Annotated in this window: 14 protein-coding genes and 1 pseudogene; 8 read left to right on the forward strand and 7 right to left on the reverse strand. The window is 66.0% G+C overall.

What is annotated here, in order from left to right:
* Nucleotides 1-46: 46 nt before the first annotated feature.
* Together gltB and EO156_RS13755 are read right to left on the reverse strand one after the other, a co-directional pair.
* Nucleotides 47-4,519: a glutamate synthase large subunit gene (gltB, locus tag EO156_RS13750; RefSeq protein WP_029827786.1), complete on the reverse strand. Its 4,473-nt coding sequence runs from the start codon at nucleotides 4,517-4,519 to the stop codon at nucleotides 47-49.
* Between the two features lie 202 nt (nucleotides 4,520-4,721).
* Nucleotides 4,722-5,102 carry an I78 family peptidase inhibitor gene (locus tag EO156_RS13755; protein WP_003482133.1) on the reverse strand — a complete coding sequence of 127 codons (381 nt, stop codon included), beginning with the start codon at nucleotides 5,100-5,102 and terminating at the stop codon, nucleotides 4,722-4,724.
* A gap of 56 nt (nucleotides 5,103-5,158) precedes the next feature.
* Between EO156_RS13755 and EO156_RS13760 the strand changes: the two genes are divergently transcribed.
* Nucleotides 5,159-6,436 (forward strand): DNA topoisomerase IB, encoded by a 1,278-nt coding sequence (locus EO156_RS13760; RefSeq protein ID WP_016850962.1) that lies wholly within the window; start codon nucleotides 5,159-5,161, stop codon nucleotides 6,434-6,436.
* Between the two features lie 206 nt (nucleotides 6,437-6,642).
* Here the strand turns inward: EO156_RS13760 and EO156_RS13765 are convergent, their stop codons facing one another.
* Nucleotides 6,643-6,987, reverse strand: coding sequence for a hypothetical protein (locus EO156_RS13765; protein WP_003482129.1), 345 nt, complete (start codon nucleotides 6,985-6,987; stop codon nucleotides 6,643-6,645).
* A gap of 249 nt (nucleotides 6,988-7,236) precedes the next feature.
* Between EO156_RS13765 and EO156_RS13770 the strand changes: the two are divergent.
* Nucleotides 7,237-8,512: pseudogene (locus EO156_RS13770) on the forward strand (penicillin acylase family protein).
* Between the two features lie 80 nt (nucleotides 8,513-8,592).
* Here the strand turns inward: EO156_RS13770 and EO156_RS13775 are convergent.
* Nucleotides 8,593-9,462, reverse strand: a complete 870-nt coding sequence (locus tag EO156_RS13775) for an NmrA/HSCARG family protein (protein WP_016850965.1) — start codon at nucleotides 9,460-9,462, stop codon at nucleotides 8,593-8,595.
* Nucleotides 9,463-9,633: 171 nt separating this feature from the next.
* On the opposite strand from EO156_RS13775, the gene EO156_RS13780 reads away from it, so the two are divergent.
* The 6 genes from EO156_RS13780 to wecB all read left to right on the forward strand — a co-directional run bounded on the left by EO156_RS13780 (nucleotide 9,634) and on the right by wecB (nucleotide 16,076).
* Nucleotides 9,634-10,509 carry a LysR family transcriptional regulator gene (locus EO156_RS13780; RefSeq protein WP_003482124.1) on the forward strand — a complete coding sequence of 292 codons (876 nt, stop codon included), beginning with the start codon at nucleotides 9,634-9,636 and terminating at the stop codon, nucleotides 10,507-10,509.
* Between the two features lie 26 nt (nucleotides 10,510-10,535).
* Nucleotides 10,536-10,703 carry a hypothetical protein gene (locus EO156_RS23975; protein ID WP_016850967.1) on the forward strand — a complete coding sequence of 56 codons (168 nt, stop codon included), beginning with the start codon at nucleotides 10,536-10,538 and terminating at the stop codon, nucleotides 10,701-10,703.
* A 447-nt stretch (nucleotides 10,704-11,150) separates the two neighbouring features.
* Nucleotides 11,151-12,293, forward strand: coding sequence for a glycosyltransferase family 1 protein (locus tag EO156_RS13790; RefSeq protein ID WP_016850968.1), 1,143 nt, complete (start codon nucleotides 11,151-11,153; stop codon nucleotides 12,291-12,293).
* Complete coding sequence (locus tag EO156_RS13795; RefSeq protein WP_269467277.1) at nucleotides 12,290-13,462, forward strand: glycosyltransferase; 1,173 nt, start codon at nucleotides 12,290-12,292, stop codon at nucleotides 13,460-13,462. Before EO156_RS13790 ends, EO156_RS13795 begins: the two co-directional genes overlap by 4 nt.
* Before the next feature lie 66 nt (nucleotides 13,463-13,528).
* The gene (locus EO156_RS13800) at nucleotides 13,529-14,938 is read left to right on the forward strand and encodes an undecaprenyl-phosphate glucose phosphotransferase (RefSeq protein ID WP_016850970.1); all 1,410 of its coding nucleotides are present in this window, start codon (nucleotides 13,529-13,531) and stop codon (nucleotides 14,936-14,938) included.
* A gap of 19 nt (nucleotides 14,939-14,957) precedes the next feature.
* Nucleotides 14,958-16,076: a UDP-N-acetylglucosamine 2-epimerase (non-hydrolyzing) gene (gene wecB / locus EO156_RS13805; RefSeq protein ID WP_016850971.1), complete on the forward strand. Its 1,119-nt coding sequence runs from the start codon at nucleotides 14,958-14,960 to the stop codon at nucleotides 16,074-16,076.
* Nucleotides 16,077-16,163: 87 nt separating this feature from the next.
* Here the strand turns inward: wecB and EO156_RS13810 are convergent, their stop codons facing one another.
* From EO156_RS13810 to EO156_RS13820, 3 genes are read right to left on the reverse strand one after another with little or no spacing between them, the layout of a single operon-like run.
* Entirely contained in the window at nucleotides 16,164-17,432 is a 1,269-nt protein-coding gene (locus EO156_RS13810) for an O-antigen ligase family protein (RefSeq protein ID WP_016850972.1), read from the reverse strand.
* Nucleotides 17,429-18,169, reverse strand: coding sequence for a WecB/TagA/CpsF family glycosyltransferase (locus EO156_RS13815; protein ID WP_199797342.1), 741 nt, complete (start codon nucleotides 18,167-18,169; stop codon nucleotides 17,429-17,431). The genes EO156_RS13810 and EO156_RS13815 overlap by 4 nt, the downstream gene beginning before the upstream one ends.
* Nucleotides 18,170-18,207: 38 nt before the next feature.
* On the reverse strand, nucleotides 18,208-19,287 hold the full coding sequence (locus tag EO156_RS13820) for a glycosyltransferase family 4 protein (protein ID WP_016850974.1): 1,080 nt from the start codon (nucleotides 19,285-19,287) through the stop codon (nucleotides 18,208-18,210).
* Nucleotides 19,288-19,290 lie beyond the last annotated feature (3 nt).

Genomic DNA, 19,290 nt, shown 5'->3' on the forward strand with positions numbered 1-19,290 from the left:
CCTCACCCCCAGCCCCTCTCCCGCGCGCGGGAGAGGGGAGCAAGACTCACGCGGCGCGCCGCAGCGACTCCGTCAGCGACTCGATGCTGGCGGCCTTGGGTTTGACCAGCCAGAACTTGCCGATGTAGTCGCGGAATTCGTCCAGGATCTGCTGCGCCCAGATGCTGCCGGTGAGTTCGCGATGCCGGCTGATCAAGGTGTGCAGGTGCTGGCGATGGTTCTCGAAACCTTCGGCCGAGACGCGGTGGATGTCGATCAACTCGTGGTTGTAGCGGTCCACGAAGTCGCGCTCGATATCCAGCACGTAGGCCAGCCCGCCGGTGAAGCCGGCGCCGAAGTTCAGGCCGACCTTGCCCAGCACCAGCACCACCCCGTCGGTCATGTATTCGCAGCAGTGGTCGCCAGCGCCTTCCACCACCGCCAATGCGCCGGAGTTGCGCACCGCAAAGCGCTCGCCGGCGCGGCCGGCGGCGAACAGCTCGCCGCCGGTGGCGCCGTACAGGCAGGTGTTGCCGACGATCGGCGTGTTGCGTGCCTCGAAGCGCGCGCCGCGTGGCGGACGCACCACCAGGCGGCCGCCGGCCATGCCCTTGCCGACGTAGTCGTTGGCTTCGCCTTCCAGTTCCAGCTGCAGGCCACCGGCGTTGAACGCGCCAAAGCTCTGCCCGGCAGTGCCGCGGAAGCGCAAGTTCAGTGGCGCATCGCTCATGCCGTGGTTGCCGTGCGCGCGCGCAATCGCGCCGGACAGGCGCGCGCCGATCGAGCGGTCGGTGTTGTGGATCAGGAAGCGATGGTCGCCGCCGCTCTTGTTGGCGATCGCATCGGCCAGCAAGCCGTCCATCTGCGTAGCCAGGCTGTCTGGCGATTCGTACAGGCGCTGGGCGGCGCAGTGGCTGCCGTCGTACTGCGCATGGGTGAGCAGGCGCGAGAGGTCGACCTTGACGCCCGGGCGCGGCGAGACGTCCAGCTGTTCCAGCAGGTCGGTGCGGCCGACGATCTCGTCCAGCGAGCGCACGCCCAGATACGACAGCCATTGGCGCACCTCTTCGGCCAGCAGGCGGAAGAAGTGCTCCACCCGTTCCGGCAGGCCGGTGAAATAGCCGGCGCGCAGGCGCTCGTCCTGGGTGGCCACGCCGGTGGCGCAGTTGTTGAGGTGGCAGATGCGCAGGTATTTGCAGCCCAGTACGATCATCGGCGCGGTGCCGAAGCCGAAACTGTCGGCACCGAGCAGCGCGGCCTTGACCACGTCCAGGCCGGTCTTCAGGCCGCCATCGGTCTGCAGGATGGTGCGCTCGCGCAGGTCGTTGGCCACCAATGCCTGGTGCGACTCGGCCACGCCCAGTTCCCACGGCACGCCGGCATAGCGGATCGAGCTGACTGGGCTGGCACCGGTGCCGCCGTCATGGCCGGACACGGTGATCAGATCGGCGCCAGCCTTGACCACGCCGGCGGCAATCGTGCCGACGCCGGCATGCGCCACCAGCTTCACCGACACCAGCGCGGTCGGGTTGACCTGCTTGAGGTCGTAGATCAGCTGGGCCAGGTCTTCGATCGAATAGATGTCGTGATGCGGTGGCGGGCTGATCAGGCCGATGCCGGGCTTGGCGTAGCGCAGCCGGGCGATCAGCTCGTTGACCTTGTGGCCGGGCAGCTGGCCGCCTTCGCCGGGCTTGGCGCCCTGGGCGACCTTGATCTGCAGCACTTCGGCGTTGACCAGATATTCCGGAGTCACGCCGAAGCGGCCGGAGGCCACCTGCTTGATCTTGGAGCGCTTCTCGGTGCCATAGCGGGCCGGGTCTTCGCCGCCTTCGCCGGAATTGCTGCGCCCGCCCAGGCGGTTCATCGCGATCGCCAGCGCTTCGTGCGCTTCCGGCGACAACGCGCCCAGGCTGATGGCGGCGCTGTCGAACCGCCGCAGGACGTCTTCGGCCGGTGCCACGTCATCTAGCGGAGTGGGGGTGTGGGCGCGCTTGAGCTGCACCAGGTCGCGCAGCGTGGAGGCCGGGCGCGCATGCACCGCGGCCACGTATTTCTGCCAGTCGCCGGCATCGCCGGTACGGGTGGCACGCTGCAGCGTCATGACCACGTCGGGGTTGTACATGTGGTACTCGCCGCCGTGCACGTACTTGAGCAGGCCGCCCACCTCCGGCTTGAGCTGGTCGTTCCAGGCACGCACGGTCAGCTCGCGCGCCTCGGTGTCCAGCCGCGCCAGGTCCACGCCGCCGATGCGCGCCGGGGTGTCGGCAAAGCACAGGTCCACCACGTCCGGGTCCAGCCCGACGATCTCGAACAGCTGCGCGCCGCGGTAGCTGGCGATGGTGCAGATGCCCATCTTGGAGATGATCTTGGACAGGCCCTTGTAGATGCCCTTGCGGTAGCGGCGGCCGATCTGCGACTGCTCACCGCCCTTGCTCAGCTGCAGGATGCCGCGCCGGCCCAGGTCGAACAGGGTCTGGTAGGCCAGGTACGGGTACACCGCGGTGGCGCCGACGCCGAGCAGGCAGGCCATGTGGTGCGGGTCGCGCGCGGTGCCGGTCTCGATGATCAGGTTGACGTCGCAGCGCAGGCCCACCTTGCACAGGTGGTGATGCACCGCCCCGGTAGCCAGCAGCGCATGCGCCATCGGCCGGTCCGGCACCGGGTAGCGGTCGGACAGCAGCAGCATCACCGCACCGGCGCGCGCTGCGGCTTCCACCTCCTGGCAGATGCGTTCCAGCCCGGCCTTGAGGCCTTCTTCCAGGCTGTAGGACAGGTCGATCAGGCGGTTGCGCTCGACGTATTGCTCCATCTTCAGCAGCTGGCGCAGTTTGCGCTGGCTGAGCACCGGCGAATTGAGGATGACGTGGTTCACCGTCTCCGCACCGGCGTGGAAGATATTGGTCTCCCTGCCGAGCTGTGTGGTGAGCGACATCGCGATGCCTTCGCGCAGCGGGTCGATCGGCGGGTTGGTGACCTGCGCGAACGCCTGGCGGAAGTAGTCGTACAACGGCCGGGTCTGGCGGCTGAGCACCGCCATCGGGGTGTCGTCGCCCATCGAGCCGGTGGCTTCCTGCTCGGTTTCTGCCAGCGGGCGCAGCACCTGTTCCACTTCCTCGGTGCTGAGCTGGAACAGCTTGTGATAGCTGCGCAGGGTCTGCTCGCTGAAGGGCTCCTCCACCAGCGAGGGGTCGATCAATTCGGTCTGCAGATAGGTCACGCCCTGCTGCAGCCATTGCTTGTACGGGGCGCGCGCACGGTTGATGCGGTCGATGGCATCGGAATCGAGCAGGTCGCCGCGCTTGAGGTCGATCGCCATCATCTCGCCCGGGCCCAGCTTGCCCTTGCGGGTGATGCGCTCGGCCGGCAGCTCCCACACGCCGGCTTCGGAGGCCACCAGGAAGTGACGGTCGGAGGTCAGCATCCAGCGCGCCGGGCGCAGGCCGTTGCGGTCGAGCATGCAGGCCGCGTAGCGGCTGTCGCAGGCCACGATGCCGGCCGGGCCGTCCCACGGTTCGGTGTTGAGGCCGTAGAACTCGTAGAACGCGGCCAGATCGGCGTCCTTGAACTCCAGCGATTGGGTGGCCGGCGGCACCAGGATGCGCAGCGCCTGCAGCAGGTCCATGCCACCGGCGATCAGCAACTCCAGCATGTTGTCCAGGCTCTGCGAATCGGAGCCGTGCATGGAGATCACCGGATCGAACTGCGCGATGTCGAAGCGCGGGGTCTGCCATACCTTGCTGCGCGCCTGCGCCCAGCGCCGGTTGCCTTCGATGGTGTTGATTTCCCCGTTGTGCGCGAGCAGCCGGAACGGATGCGCCAGCGGCCAGCGCGGCAGCGTGTTGGTGGAAAAACGCTGGTGGAAGACAATTGCGCTGGAGGACAGATCGCTGCGCTGCAGGTCCGGGTAGAACGTGCTCAGCTTGTCCGGCAGCACCATGCCCTTGTAGCTGATGCCGTTGGGCGAGAGGGTGGTGACGTAGAAATGTTCGACCGCATGCAGCGCCTGCTCGGCGCGCCGGCGTGCCAGGAACAGCGCCAGGGTGAAGCCGTCTTCGGTCTGTTCGGCACCGGCATCGACAAAGACCTGTTCGATGCGCGGCAAGGTATCGCGTGCCAGCTGGCCGCACACGCTGTCATCGGTGGGCACCACGCGCCAGCCGCGGAAGTGCACGCCGGCGTTGTGCAGCTGCGCTTCCAGTTCGGCCCGACATCGCGCAGCATCGGCTTCGTCCAGCGGCAGGAACACCACACCGGCTGCGTAGCGCGTGCCCAGGGTGATGCCGGCATCGCGCGCTAGCCCGCGCAAGAACGCATCGGGTTTGCGAATCAGCAGGCCGCAGCCATCGCCAGTGAGCCCGTCGGCGGCGACACCGCCGCGGTGGGTCATGCGCGAGAGCGCCGCAATCGCGGTATCCACCAGCGCGCGGGAAGGTTGGTCGTCCAACTGGGCGACCATGCCAAAACCACAGGCGTCGCGCTCGTCGCGCACGCTGTTGTAGAGACCGTCGTCGTTGAGCCCTTGGCGAGTGCGGGGGGCCATGTCTGCCTCTTTGCGATCTTAGGAGAGCGGCGACGACGTTGCAGCGCTCGATCCGTGGAGCGTTCGAAGAGGTCACCGGATGATCGACTAGACCACAGTTGATGCGGTGCCGCAATACACCGTTACAGCTGCAACGAGAAACACTGCAATCCCTTGTGCCAGAAGGCTTGGCGCCGGTCTTGCGACAGGCGCCAACGCCGTCTCAGCCGCAGCGCACCGAGCTGATCACGTTCTTGGCGTCCACTTCCAGATTGAGCCGTTCGCCATTGAATTCCATGGTGGTCATCTGGCCGGGCTTGAGCACACGCACCGACTTGGCGCCGGCGTCGCTGCGTGCCTGTTCGCCCACCGCATCGGTCAACGGCTGGCCCACCAGCGATTGCACCTGGGTGGCATCGCAGCTGCCGATCGGCGGCGCTTCCGGCGCTGCATCCGGCGCGGGCGCAGAGGCTTGTTCGGCCGCGTGCTGGGCCTTGGCGGTGACGGCTTCCTGCTCATCGGGTTGCGGTTTGTTGCAGGCAGTCAATGCAGTCAGCACAACCAGGGTGCAAGCCAGGCGGGCAATAGGCAGGACAGCGCGCATCGATGACTCCAGCAAAGGGGGACGCGCAAGCATAAGCACAAAGTCACGCGACGGGCATGGCTTGCGCACACAGCGTTGTCGCTGCGTTGACGCAGCCTAGTCTTGCTGCACCCAACAATCGCGGCCAGTCCTTCGACCTGTGCGCAATGAAAGCAAAACGTGTTCTTCGCAATGCCACAGTGGCCGCCAGTACCGCCGGCAAGCTCGCGGCGGTCGCCACCGGCGCGGCTGTCGCCACAGCCGCCGTGGCAAGCGCGGCAGCGGTGGCGCAGGCCAAGGCGACCGCGCGTGCGGCCGGGCTGACCTATGTCAACGATCAACAGCCCGGCATCAGCCGCCGCAAGGCCGGCAAGAGCTTCAGTTACCGCGATGCCGACGGGCAACGCATTGCCGATGCCGAGACCTTGCAGCGTATCCGTTCGCTGGCGATTCCGCCGGCCTATACCGAAGTGTGGATCGGCGCCAAGCCCAATGGCCATCTGCAGGCCACCGGGCGCGATGCGCGGCGGCGCAAGCAATACCGCTATCACGCCGACTGGGCGCAGGTGCGTGGCGAAGGCAAGTTCGAACGCGTGATCGCCTTCGGTACCGCGCTGCCCAAACTGCGGCGGCGGTTGCGTCGCGATCTGCTGCTGCCGGGATTTCCACGCGAAAAGGTGCTGGCGATCGTGGTGGCGTTGCTGGCCGACACCCTGGTGCGCGTCGGCAATGCCGAATACGCGCGCAGCAATCGCTCGTACGGACTGACCACACTGCGCAACCGGCACATGGAATTTCTGAAAGGCGGACGCGCGCGGCTGAAGTTCCGCGGCAAGAGCGGCCAGGACCACGATATCGAAGTGGACGACAAGCAGCTGGTCAGACTGATCCGGCAATGCCAGCAGCTGCCGGGGCAATCGCTGTTCCAGTACCGCGACGACGATGGCCAGTTGCAGCCGGTGGATTCGGGTGAGGTCAACGACTATCTACGCGAGGCGATGGGCGAAGACTTCACCGCCAAGGATTTCCGCACCTGGGGCGGCACCTTGGCTGCATTGCAGCGGCTGGCACGCCTGCCATTGCCCGAGCGTAGCAGCGAACGCGCGTTGACGCAGGTGCAGAACGATGTCATCCGTGAGGTAGCCGATGCCTTGGGCAACACGCCCTCGGTGTGTCGCAAGGCCTACATCGACCCATGCGTCTTCGAAGGCTGGCGTGCGGGCCAGCTGCAGGCCATGGCCACCGGTGTGCGTGGCGAGCGCCAGTGGGAAGCGGCCACGCTGAAGTTCTTGAGCGCTTCGCGTAGCAAGCTCAAGGCACAGGCAAAGCCGGCGTCGAAGCGGAAGTCCGCATAGAAGCGGAATTCGTAGAATTGCCGTCAACGACCACTGCGCTTGCCAGCAGATGAGCGCTGCCGCTACTCGGTGCGATGGACTGCGCACGCCGCGCTGCCGGCGGTCCACGCCCGCCGGCGATCGCTCGATATCGTTGTCAGTCAATGCAACGGCAGACCCGGGAGCCGGAAATCCGCAATGCTTTCCCGAATCCCGAGTCGCAACAATCAACCGCAATAGATCGCCGTGATGCTGTTGTTCGGGCCGGTTTCGATGGTGAGCTGATCGCCGCCGCTTTCGCTGGCGCCCTGGGCCGGATCGGCCAGGCCGCTGGCGGTGGTGCCACCGGTTGCGCGCTCGCCGCGACGGACGATGACCGTCTGGCTGTCGCTATCCACGCGCGCACGTTCGATGGTCTGCGCGGCTGCCGCCAGACCTACCGCACCACGCACCTTGTCGCTATGGCACTGGCCGGAGATGGCGCCGTCGATGGGCTGTATCTGCGCGACCTGGTTGGAGGCACAGGCCGACAACAACGCAGCGGCAGCGAGTGGGGCGAGGATACGGATCATCGGGAATCTCCAGGGCAAGAATGCCGCAAGCGTGAAGGTGGCGTTGTCGGGATGGCATGAAGATGCTGCGCCACAGCCTTTCAGAAACAGACATCGCCGCTAGTTGGCGGCGCTCGTCTGCGCGCCGGGGTACGCTGCACAACGCTGGCGCACAGGCATTGGCTTGCGATGCCAGCGCCTCCGGGCAGCGCGCCGCCCCGCACTGCGAGGGGCGCAGGCTGATGTGTTTCACCACAGGCGATCGCCAGCATGACCATCCCTGCGTTGCTGTGTGCGCTGGGTGCCGCCCGCACTGCGCTGGCGCCGACAGCTGGGCGTGCAGCGGCCGCACCCAACCAGGCCACCCTGACGGTGGCAGGTCTCGGGCAGCCGGCGCAGATCCGCATTGACCGCTGGGGCGTGGCGCACCTCTATGCAAAGACCGACAACGACGCGTTCTTCGTGCAAGGCTTCAATGTGGCGCGCGACCGCTTGGTTCAGCTGGATCTGCTGCGCCGCAAAGGCCTGGGCCACCTGTCGGAAGCGTTCGGGCCAACCTATGTGGCGCAGGATCGTGCCGCTCGGCTGTTTCTGTATCAGCACCGCATTGCCGTGGTCGGAGAATCCCAAAGCCGGCTTCATCACCACGTCCAACGAAATGAATCTGCCCCGCGACGATCCGGTTGCGCAGCGCAAACTCGGTTTCGAGTGGGCCAACGACGCACGCCATGCGCGCATCATCCAGGTGCTTTCGCAGCTGCCCAAGCCAACGTTGGAGGATTCGGAAAAGTTGCAGAACGATCAGGTCTCGTTGCCCGCGCAGCGCCTGGTCGCGTTGCTGCAACCGCTGCAGTCGCACGACCCTGACACCAGCGCCGCGCTCGCGTTGCTGCGTCCCTGGAATGGCGACCTCAGCGCCGCGTCTGCCGCAGCCGCGCTCGAGGAAGTCTGGTTCAGTCGCTATCTCGGCGATGCATACAAGGCGTTGCGATTGCGCCCATCGGAAGCCGCCAGCTTCGGCGCGCCGGATGCTGCGGCCATGCTGGATGCGCTGGAACATCCCGGCGCGGCGTTCGGCGCCACTCCGGCCGCACGCCGCGACCAACTGCTGCTGGAGTCGTTGCGCAACGCGTATCACGCATTGGGCTCCCTGCAAGGCCCCGATACCAGGCAGTGGCAGTGGGGCAACTTGCATACCAACAAGATCTCGCATGCGATGAGCGCGGTGGCCGGTGCCGACCGCGCCTTGCTCGATGTCGGCCCGTTTGCCAAGGGCGGTAGCCCGTACACGCCCAATCAATCCAGCTACGACCCTGCCGACTTTCGCCAGACCATCGGCCCGTCCGCACGCCTGATCATCGACCTGAGCAACTGGGACAACGCGCGCGCCATGAATTTCCCAGGCCAGTCCGGCGACCCGGCCAGCCCGCATTATCGCGACCTCGCACCGCTCTGGCTAAACGGCAGCTACTTCCCGCTGCTGTATACGCGCGCTGCGGTGGATGCGGCAACCGAACAGATCTTCGACCTGGTGCCGGCGCAGTAGCGCAACGTCGAGTGACCCGAGGCAACGCACATTGCGCAGCAAGCACCAAAACGTCTCCGCGCTTGCTGCACCGCATGCAATCACGCTTTCGCGGTCGCCTCGCGCACGAAGCCTTCATAGGTGCGTAGCGGACGGCCCAAGATGGCCTGCAATTTGGCTACCGTGCCCTCGGCTGCATGCATGCCGAAGCGCTGGATGCCGCTCATCATCAGGCGCATGTCGTAGGCCAGCCAGGACGGACCGTACTTCGCCAGCTGTGCTTCGAAGGCCGCCACGTCATCGCCGGCGTAGGCAATCTCGCGGCCAAGTGCTGCGCTCCAGACCTTGGCAACGTCTGTGCCGGTCAGCGCACGTGGGCCAACCAGTTCCAGCGTGACACGCGGCAACGGGCCGTCGGCACGGTCGCGGCGCAGCAGCTCGACCACGGCAATATCAGCAATGTCGCGTGCATCGATCATTGCGATACCCTGCGCGCCGATCGGCATCGGGTAAACGTCGTAGTCGGTGATCGTCTGCTGCACCATGCCTTCGTTCTGCATGAAATACGCAGGACGCAGAATCGTGGCCGGAATTTCCAGGCTTTCGATCATGCGCTCGACGGTGTGCTTGCCGGTGAAGTGCGGCACGTTGGTGTACGTGTCGGCATGGATCACCGACAGGTACACGATGCGCTCGACGCCGGCTTCCTTGGCCAGATTCAAGGCGATCAGCGCCTGCGTCACTTCGTCGGGAGTGACGGCATTCAACAGGAACAGGGTGCGCACCGAGGCCAGCGCGGCACGCATCGACGCAACGTCGGTGAGGTCTGCCACCACTTCGGTGACACCTGCCGGGAAGGGGCGCTTGCCTTGCTGGCGGACCAGCGCCTTGACCTGGGCGCCGGCGTTGGCGAGGCCTTGGGTGACGAGGGAACCGACGGTGCCGGTGGCACCGGTGACGAGAATGCTCATGGTCAATCTCCTGCTGTGGATGGAGGGATGGGCGGATCAGCCCGACGCCGGCGTGTGGGGTGATGCGGATGCCGGCATGGTCGGTTCGTTGCGGTAGGGCAACGGTATGTCGTTGCGCCATCAGTACGAAGACGCCAGGATGTAGACGCCCCGTTTCAGATGTGGAACACCATGGACCTCAATGCCCTGATCGATTTCGCGCTGGTGGCTGCAAACCAGGGGCTGGGAAAGGCCAGCCGCGCCAGTGGCAGATCGAAGGCGACCTTGTCGCGGCGGATTACCGAGCTTGAAGAGCAGCTAGGCGTGCGCCTGGTCGAGCGCAGCGCGCGCGGCCTCAAGCTCACCGAGGCGGGGCAGCAGTTGATGGCCCGCACCGAAGTGCCGCTGAGCGAAGTGGCCGAGGCGATGACGGCCGCACGCGAGGGGCTTTCGACACCGCGAGGGCGCTTACGTGTCGCGTCCCCGGTGTTGTTCTCGCAACTGGCGATGGGACGCATCGGCGCGGACTTCTGTGCGGCTTATCCCGAGATCACGCTCGAGGTGGTGGCCGAGGACCGCACGGTCGATCTGGTGGAAGAACAGTTCGATGTCGCCATCCGCATCAACCCACGTCCGGACAGCAGCCTGGTCGGGCGCTGCTTCGCCAAGGACCGGCTGGTGGTGGTGGCCGCACCGTCTATCGCGATGCCGTCGGGTGATGCAGTGCATCCGGTGCCGGGCGTGGTGATGTCGAGTTTCCAGCCCACCACCTGGGTGCTGGATGATGGGCGCCTGGCGTTGGAGCCGGTCCCGCGGATGCAGTTTTCCTCGTTCCTGATGGTGCGCGATGCGGTCATCGCCGGTGGCGGCGTCGCATTGATTCCGCAGTCGATTGCGTGGGAGCAGCTGGCACGCGGAGAATTGCTGCAGTGGGGCACCATTTCCGGCGTGGAGCCGGCGTTGTGGGTATTGCATACCTCCAGGCGCCTGGCAGCGCCGAAAGTGCGTGCCTTCGTGGATTTCATCTGCGCCCGCTATCCGGACATGTCGCTGGTGTTGAAGGGGTAGGGCGATAGCGATCCTTACGATCGCCGATGAAGTATCGACAAATCCAGGCGGCAGCACGGATGTGGAGCGAGGCCGTCTGCCACTACGTGGCCGCGATACATTGCGGGGCCGCGATCGTTCGGCCCGGTCCCGACGATGAACTGATGACTGCCGTTTTCGCTGGCGCCCTGGGCCGGATCGGCCAGGCTGCCTGACAGCATCGCCTGGCTACGGGCAAGGCCACCGGGCTGCCGTCGTTGTCCGGCAGCCGCACGCATGTCCGAGTGAGCTAGCGCGCCGACATGCGCCGATAAGCACAGACGGCAGGTTGGCCGGCTCGCCGTTGTGCAATGCAGCGGATTGCTCCATGCGCGGCCTTGACGTTGGTCGCTGCGACGGCCGGATGGATTTTTTCCATGACCGACGCGCTCCTTGGGTGAAGATACCGCGCAGCCTGCATGGATGGACGTCGGCGTGGCCACGGAGATCGCTTCGGTCGCCGCGGTCTCCGGCAGCGGGTAGACTGAGCCGGTCGCTACGAGGAGCATGGAATGGGCCGATGCCCGTCGTTATATCAAGGTATCGCTAGATGGCCTATGCCACAGCGCTCCCCGGGCAGCCGCGCTGACGCCTGCCGCCGGCCCTGATCGCCGCCACTCGCCTTGCACATCATTCTGGCCACCGAGTCGATCCGGCACCCGCTGACCGGCGTTGGACGTTATACGCAGGAACTGGCGGCGCACTTGGCCGCACTGCCGCAGATCGAGTCGTTGCAGTACCTGCATGGGCGACGCCTGCTGCAGCAGCGACCGAGTCCCGGACCGGCTTCGGCCGCGGCATCGTGGATGCGCGATCGTTTTTCGCGTATCGAAGTGGCGACCGATGCCTATCGACGCCTGAGTAATCTGGCCAAGGCGCGTGCCCTGCACGGCCAGCGGCCGGCGCTGTTTCATGGCTGCAACTATTACCTGCCTGCGTACGACGGTCCCAGCGTCGCGACCTTCCACGACATTTCGATTTATCGCTGGCCGCAATGCCACCGCGCCGACCGGGTGCGCTACATGCGCAAGGAGTTGGCACTAGCGGTGCAACGCGCGCAATTGATCCTGACCGTCTCGGATTTTTCGCGGCGGGAGATCGCCGCGCACTTTGCCTTGCCGCTGGAGCGCATTCGTGCGATCCCGCTGGCGGCGGATGCGGCGTTCCGGCCGCATACCCCGGCCGAACTGGCAGCGCCGTTGCAGGCGTTGGGCCTGCAGACCGATGCGTATTGTCTGTGCGTGAGTACCATCGAACCACGGAAGAACATCGATGTTCTGTTGACGGCGTATGCAGCCTTGCCCGCCGCAGTGCGTGCACGCTACCCGTTGGTGATCGCTGGCCACAGCGGCTGGTCCAGCGAGGCATTGCATGCGCGCATGCGTAGTGCAGAACAGGCCGGTTGGCTGCGCTATCTTGGCTACGTCCCACAAGACGGCCTGCCTGCGTTGGTGGCCGGTGCCCGCCTGTTCGTGTTTCCCTCGTTTTACGAAGGATTCGGCCTGCCGGTGCTGGAGGCCATGGCGAGCGGTACGCCGGTGATTTGCGCATCGGCGTCGTCATTACCGGAAGTGGCCGCCGATGCGGCAATGCTGTTCGATCCTGCCGACGTCAGTGCGTTGACTCTGGCGCTGGCACGAGGCATCGACGATTCGAACTGGCGTGAGGCTGCGCGTCAGACAGGCTTGCAGCGCGCAGCGCAGTTCAGTTGGCAGCGTTGCGCTGTGGCGACGGCTGACGCGTACCGCGACGTGTTGGCCGCTTGAGTCTTACCTCCTCGCCGCTACGGGTGCTGCAGGTCTACAAGACCAGCTTGCCGGAGACCATGGGCGGCACCGAACAAGTGGTGCGCACGCTTGCCACGCAGTCGCATCAGCATACTGTGGAGAGCGAGGTGGTGACCCTCTGCGCCGATGGGCGTTTGGCGGGCATCAGCATACAGGGGCCCTATACGCTGCATCGCTTTCGACGCGACTTCGAAGTGGCGTCGATGCCGGTGTCGCTTCGCTTGCTGCGCCAGTTCGCAGCCCTGGCCCGCCGCTTCGATCTGATCCATTATCATTTTCCGTGGCCGTTCATGGATGTGTTGCACCTGGCAGGCGCAGCTCGAACGCCGTCGGTGCTGACGTATCACTCCGACATCGTGCGGCAACGTCGTTGGCTGCACCTGTATCGACCGCTGCAACAGCGCTTTCTCGAGCGCGTCGACCATATCGTCGCGACATCGCCGAATTACCGCGCCACCAGTCCGGTCCTGGCCAACTTTCAAACCAAGTTAAGCGTGATACCGATCGGACTGGATCCTTCCAGTCACTACACGCCGGATGCCGAGCGCGCACGGGCCTGGCGCACCCGATTGGGCCCGCGGTTTTTCCTATTCGTCGGTGTCCTGCGCTATTACAAGGGTCTGCAGTATCTGCTGCAGGCCGTCCGCGAGACGCAGATCCCGGTGGCCATCGTTGGTGACGGACCAGAGGGCGCGCGCTTGCGCCAGCAGGCGCGGCAGCTCGGCCTGAGCCACGTGCACTTTTTGGGCGTGCTGGACGATGCCGATAAGCACGCCTTGCTGTCGCTGTGCGATGGGCTGGTGTTTCCATCGCATCTGCGCTCGGAAGCGTTCGGCATTACGTTGCTGGAGGCGGCGATGCATGCCAAACCCATGATCTCGTGTGAAATCGGCACCGGGACCAGCTTTGTGAACGTGGCGGGACAGACCGGCCTGGTGGTGGCACCGGCAGATCCGGTGGCCTTATGCGATGCAATGCGTTATCTATGGAACCATCCGCAGGTGGCCAACGCATTGGGGCAGGAGGCGTTGCGCCGTTACCGGCAGTACTTCACCGGCGCAGCGATGGTGCGTTCCTACGCCGCGCTGTATCGCCAGGTGCACAGTGCCGCTGGCGGAGCTGCCACTCTTGGAGAAAAGCAGGGATGAAGGGAGAGGGATGCTGATCGACCCATTCGCAGGCGTGCCGGTCCACCTCCGCGCTGCGGTCGACGAATGAGCGCGCTCGATCCACTGCTGCCGCGTGTCGCCATCGCGCCCAGGCGCTCCGGCGATCTGCTTGGGTCGGTTGCCGCTCTGGCGAAGATCGCCGACATGGGCGTCGTGGTCGGCAGCGGCTTGCTTGCCTATGCCATGCGGGTCGGTCGACCTGCGTGGCCGGAGGCGCCCCGCTATGCCTACGCGCTGCTCGCCGCCGCAGCACTTACGCTACTGGTGTTCGGGCGCCTCTCGCTCTACCGGCAACGGCCGCACCTGGCAGCGACGATGGTGGCCGGGCGCGTGTTGACCGGGTGGGCAATCGTGCTGAGCGTGTTGATGTCGATCGGCTTTCTGAGCGCAACCGGTGCGGGATTCTCGCGGCTGTGGTTTCTGTACTGGGCTGGATGCGGCGGTGCCGGTCTGCTCTGCGTGCGGTCTGCAATGAAGGGGGCGCTTGCCTGGCTGCATCGACACGGTATCGGGCGCCGGCGCATCGCGCTACTCGGGCCACCCGAACGCAGCGACGCGTTGGTGGCAAGCGTCCAGCAGCACCCATGTGCGGGGGTCGAACTAGTGCAGGTGCCATCCGAACTGGCGCTTGGTGGCACGGCCGGGCTGTCCTGCTGGCTGGAAGCTCGGCACGTCGGCGAAGTGTGGGTGACATGGCCGATGCGCGAAGAGGCCCAACTTCGCTCCAGCATCGCGCAACTGGATGCCTGCTGCGTGGACGCCTGCTGGATTCCGGACCTGTTCGCATTTCGCCCGGGGGAGTCCTGCCTGGAGGAGATGACCGGCCTGCCGATGGTGGCATTGTCTGTGCGCCCGCTGACGGGCCTGTCGCGCGTGCTGAAGGAGGCGACCGAGCGTGTGCTGGCTTGCGCCATCGTGCTAGCGAGCGCACCGCTCATGCTGGCCCTGGCCGCGGGCGTCAAGCTCTCCGGTCCTGGACCGGTGTTATTCCGGCAGATACGGCAGGGTTGGGATGGCCGCCCGTTCGAATTGTGGAAGTTCCGCAGCATGCAGGTCCACGATGCGGCGACCGCCGCGCCGCAGACCAGCCGCGGGGATCAACGGGTCACGCGCTTCGGCGCCTTCCTGCGACGCACCAGCCTGGACGAATTGCCGCAATTCCTCAACGTGCTTCAGGGGCACATGGCCATCGTCGGGCCGCGCCCGCATGCGCTGGCGCACAACGCTCAATATCAGGAATTGGTGCCGAACTACCTGCAACGCCAGCGGGTCAAGCCGGGCATCACCGGCTGGGCGCAGGTCAATGGCCTGCGCGGCGAGACCGATACGCTGGAAAAGATGCGCAGCCGCGTTCAACACGATCTCGCTTACATCCAGCATTGGTCGCTTTGGCTGGATATGAGCATCATCGCGCAGACCTGCGTGATCGTGCTGTTCGACCGCGACGCCTACTGAACTCGGATCCGGAAGTCCCATGCACATCACTTATGTCCTCGGTACCCGCCCGGAAATCATCAAGCTGGCATCGCTGATCGCGGCCAGTCTGCGCGATGGACTGAACTTTTCGATCGTCCATACCAATCAGCATTACGACGAGGCGATGGACCGGGTGTTCTTCGACGAGTTGGGTCTGCCCCCGGCCGATTACAATCTCGGCGTGGGTTCGGCGCCGCATGGCGTGCAGATCGGACGCATGTTGTGCGGCATCGAGCCGGTGCTGGCGAGGCTGCAGCCGGATGTGGTGGTGGTGCAGGGCGACACCAACAGCGCCTTGGCAGGCGCCATGGCCGCCAGCAAGCTGGAGATCGCCGTTGCCCATGTCGAGGCGGGTCTGCGCAGCCGCGACCGCAGCATGCCTGAAGAAGTCAATCGCGTGCTGATCGATCACCTGTCCGACTACCTGTTCTGTCCCACCGCACTGCAGGCGCAGATCCTGCGCGATGAAGGCCTGACCGGCGCCCGCATCCGCATCACCGGCAACACTGTCGCCGACGCGACCCTGGCGCATGCCCAGACCGCACTGCGCCGCTCGACCATCCTGCAACGGCTTGGCCTGCGCGAAGGCGGCTATCACTTGCTTACCTGCCATCGCCGTTCAAATACCGAAGATCCCGCGCATTTCGCGGCGCTGATGCAGGCCGTCACCTCGATCTCCGAGGATCAGGGGTTGCCGCTGGTCTTTCCGATGCACCCGCGCCTGGATGCGCTGGGGAGCGTGGCGGCCGCGCGGCATCGCGTGCTGCGGGCGATCGGTCCGGTCGGTTACCTGGACATGCTGGCGCTCCAGCAAGGCGCGGCCTTGATCATGACCGACAGTGGCGGCATCCAGGAAGAAGCCTGCATCCTGCAGCGCAAATGCCTGGTGCTGCGCACCAACACCGAGCGGCCGGAGACCCTGCAGATCGGCGGGGCGGAACTCCCCCACGGCCTGGATCAGGACGCCCTGCGGAGTGCCGCCGATCGCCTGCTGGCACGTTCGGTGGCATGGCGCAATCCCTTTGGCGATGGCCATGCGTTTCGCTGCATCCTGGACACGCTCTTGGCGCGGGACGAACACCCCAGCGCGTCGCGTCCGCGCCTGCAGCACGCGTAGGCGGCGCGTAGCGAAGGTCTCAGCGCGCAGGCGCGCGATGGCATGGCTGGTTCTAGACGCGACGCGGAGCCGAGCGCTGGGACGGCCTCATGACATCCCGGATTCCGGTGCGCCGTTGAGCTCAACGTGGTGGGCGTACAGCAGCGCCACCGCCAGGGCCGCATGCAGGGAAAAGGGATAGAACAGCGGATAGAAATCGAACACGTTCAAGCCCAGCAGGAACAGCAGCCAGATCAGCGCCCAGCCACGTTCGGCAGGGTTGCGCAGCAACGGCGCCCAGAGCGCCCAAAGCATGCACACGCAGGCGAGCAGCCCGCACAGCCCGGTTTCCGACAACACCGCCAGCAGGCCGTTGTGTGCGTGCAGCTCGCCGCGATCGAAGCGACCGCCGGTGTAATCGGGCACCAGAAACTGGAAGACACCGGCGCCGAGCCCGAACCAGGGGTGGCTGCGCCATGCCTCGATCGCGCCCGACCACAGGTAGGTGCGCCCCAACGAGAACGCGGTCAGCGGGCTTTCGTGCACTGCGCTGGTCATCTCCGCGTAGCGCTGCCAAAGCACGAAGCCAGCAACGGCCAGCAGGCCGAGCGCGGCGGCCCAGACCGTGCGGCGGCGAGGACGTTCGCCAGCGCGGCGCGACCACGCCCACCAGAGGATCAACCCGGCCACCGGCAGCAACGGGTTACGTACTTCACTCAGCGCCAGCGCGCCGATTGCAGCCAGCACGGCCGCCGCCAGTTGCGCGCGCCCGACCGCGTGCCGCTGATACAACTGGATCGTGAGCAACCCGACGATGACGGCAGTTGCGGCCAGCAATGCGGGATGGTCGTACATGCCCGACACCCGAGGCAGGTACTTGAAGCTGCCCTGCGCATGGAAGGCCAACGACCACTCCAATGCCGGCGGCCACTGCAGCCGTACCGCCATACCCAACGCAAGATTGATCCACACCGCGATCAACGCCGCCAGCGCCGCCGCGCGCGGCCACTGCGGCCACGCCACCGCCAGATTCAACAAGGCCCATAGCCACAGCAAGGCAGTGGCATAACGCACGGCGTACTTGAATGCCAAGGCCGAGTGGTCGGACGCCAGCACCGACGCTGCCAGCGCAGTCATACACAGCAGGATGGACAGCAACGGCCAGCGCAGGCATGCCGGAACGCCGTGCCGCCATAACGCCCATGCACTCAGGCCAAGCGCAACGCCACGGATGGCCATCGATCCTAGCGACAGACCGACCCCGAAGTAGCGGCCGGTCAACACCACTTGCTGCAGACAGAACAGCAGGTAGAGGCCCAGGCACACGGCCACCAGCCCGGTCTGCGCAGGCTGGCGCGCAGGCGCGCCAGCGGTCATGTGGGCCAGGTCGTCAGCGCCTGCGCGCGGTAGCGTCGGCTGAGGCGGGCGCGCAGCAACAGCAGCAGATACGCCGCATTGGTGCGCAGATAGCGCCAGGCCAGCCGGCGCGGTTCCAGCGCCAGCCGAAACAGCCACTCCATCCCACAGCGCTGCATCAGCCGCGGCGCACGCGGCAGCATGCCCGACAGCACATCGAACGAACCGCCCACGCCCATCGCCACCGGCACGCCCAGGGTTTGCCAGTGTTTCTCCAGCAGCAGTTCCTTCTTCGGCGAACTGATGCCGATGAAGAGATAGCGTGCACCCGACTGGCGAATTGCCGCGATCACCGCGTCCTCCTCGGCGTCGCTGAAATAGCCATCGCGCATGCCGGCAATGTGCAGACCGGGCCAGTGCGTGCACAGGCGTTCTGCCGCGGCCGCGACCACCGCCGGGCGCGCACCGAGCAGATAGACCCCTGCACCGCTGCGGGCGGCCTGGCCGCACATGTCCTGCATCAGGTCGATGCCGGCCCTGCGCGGCGGCACGTCCACTCCGAACCAACGCAAGCCCAGGCTGATGCCGGCGCCATCGATGTGCACCACTTCGGCCTGTTCCAGCGCCTGGCGCAGCGGCAGCTGGGCGCGCGCATCGATCAGTTTGGCGACGTTCAAGCCCTCCACCCGGATCGGCGCGCCGCCCTCGGCGGCGTGCTGCGCACGCAAGAGAATCTGATCGGGGGGGAGGAGGTCCAACGGACATCCGAGAAAGGACAGGCGAGCCGGCGATGTGGTCAAGTTGCGGGTTCCTTTACGACCTGAGCATCGTACAGTGCCAGCACCTGCGCTCGCAGGCCCTCCCAGGTGAAATCTGCCCGGACACGCGCGATGCGCTCCGGCCCAATCCGCTGCTGTCGTTGCACGCGAATGCATCCCGCCAACGCGGCGCTGTCGCCGAGCCGGTGCAAGGCCGCCTGCAGGCCGATCTGGGCCAGGATCGAGCGATTGCCGGGAATGTCGCTGGCAACCACCGGACACCCATGCAGCAGCATTTCGATCAAGACGGTCGGCATGCCCTCGACGGCCGATGGCAGCACGAAGACATCGGCCTGTGCCGCCATCGCTGCAACCTCGGCATCGCTGACGAAGCCATGGAAGTGCACGCGTGCAGCAACCCCCAATGCCACGGCGCAGGCTTCCAGGCGTGCCCGATCCGGGCCACGTCCGACCACGTGCAACACGGCTGCGTCCATGTTCGGCTGGGTAAGGGCTGCGATCGCATCCTGTAGCCGTTTGACCGCGTCCAGGCGGCCGACCGACAGCAGCGCCGGAGCACCGAGCAACGGTTGCCGTGACGTCGCGGGCAGGCACTGCTCGGCGGCGAGCACGGCATTGGGCAGCAGCAGGGCGCGCTTGGGCGGCAGCCGACGCTGTGAGAGGTATTGCTGCCAATACGCCGACAGCAGCACGGTGGGTTGTGCGCTTTGCAGCAGCGGCTTCTCGATCAAGCGATCCCAGCACCACTTGCGCGCGCGCTTGCTTGCTGCAAGATCGTCATCGTAATAGCAATGCGGTGTATAGATCACACGCTTGCCGCGCAGCCGGGCAAGCGTACCGGCGATCGCGGCGATTGGCGTGCGCGCACCGTGCACGTGCACCACATCGGCCCAGCCGACGTGATGCCAGAGCTGCGATGCGGTGGCGCGGACCACCGTATAGCCGTGTGGCGAGATGCCGTCCTCGGCCAACGGGGCCACGATCCGCAGCGTATGCCCGGCATCGGCAAGGGTCACTGCCAGCCCATGGATGTGCCGCGCCACCCCGCCGCCGCCGCTGTGCGGCGCGAAATCCTTATAGACGTGCAGGATACGCATCGC

Source organism: Xanthomonas sp. DAR33341 (assembly GCF_003992815.1).
GTDB classification, from domain to species: domain Bacteria; phylum Pseudomonadota; class Gammaproteobacteria; order Xanthomonadales; family Xanthomonadaceae; genus Xanthomonas; species Xanthomonas cissicola.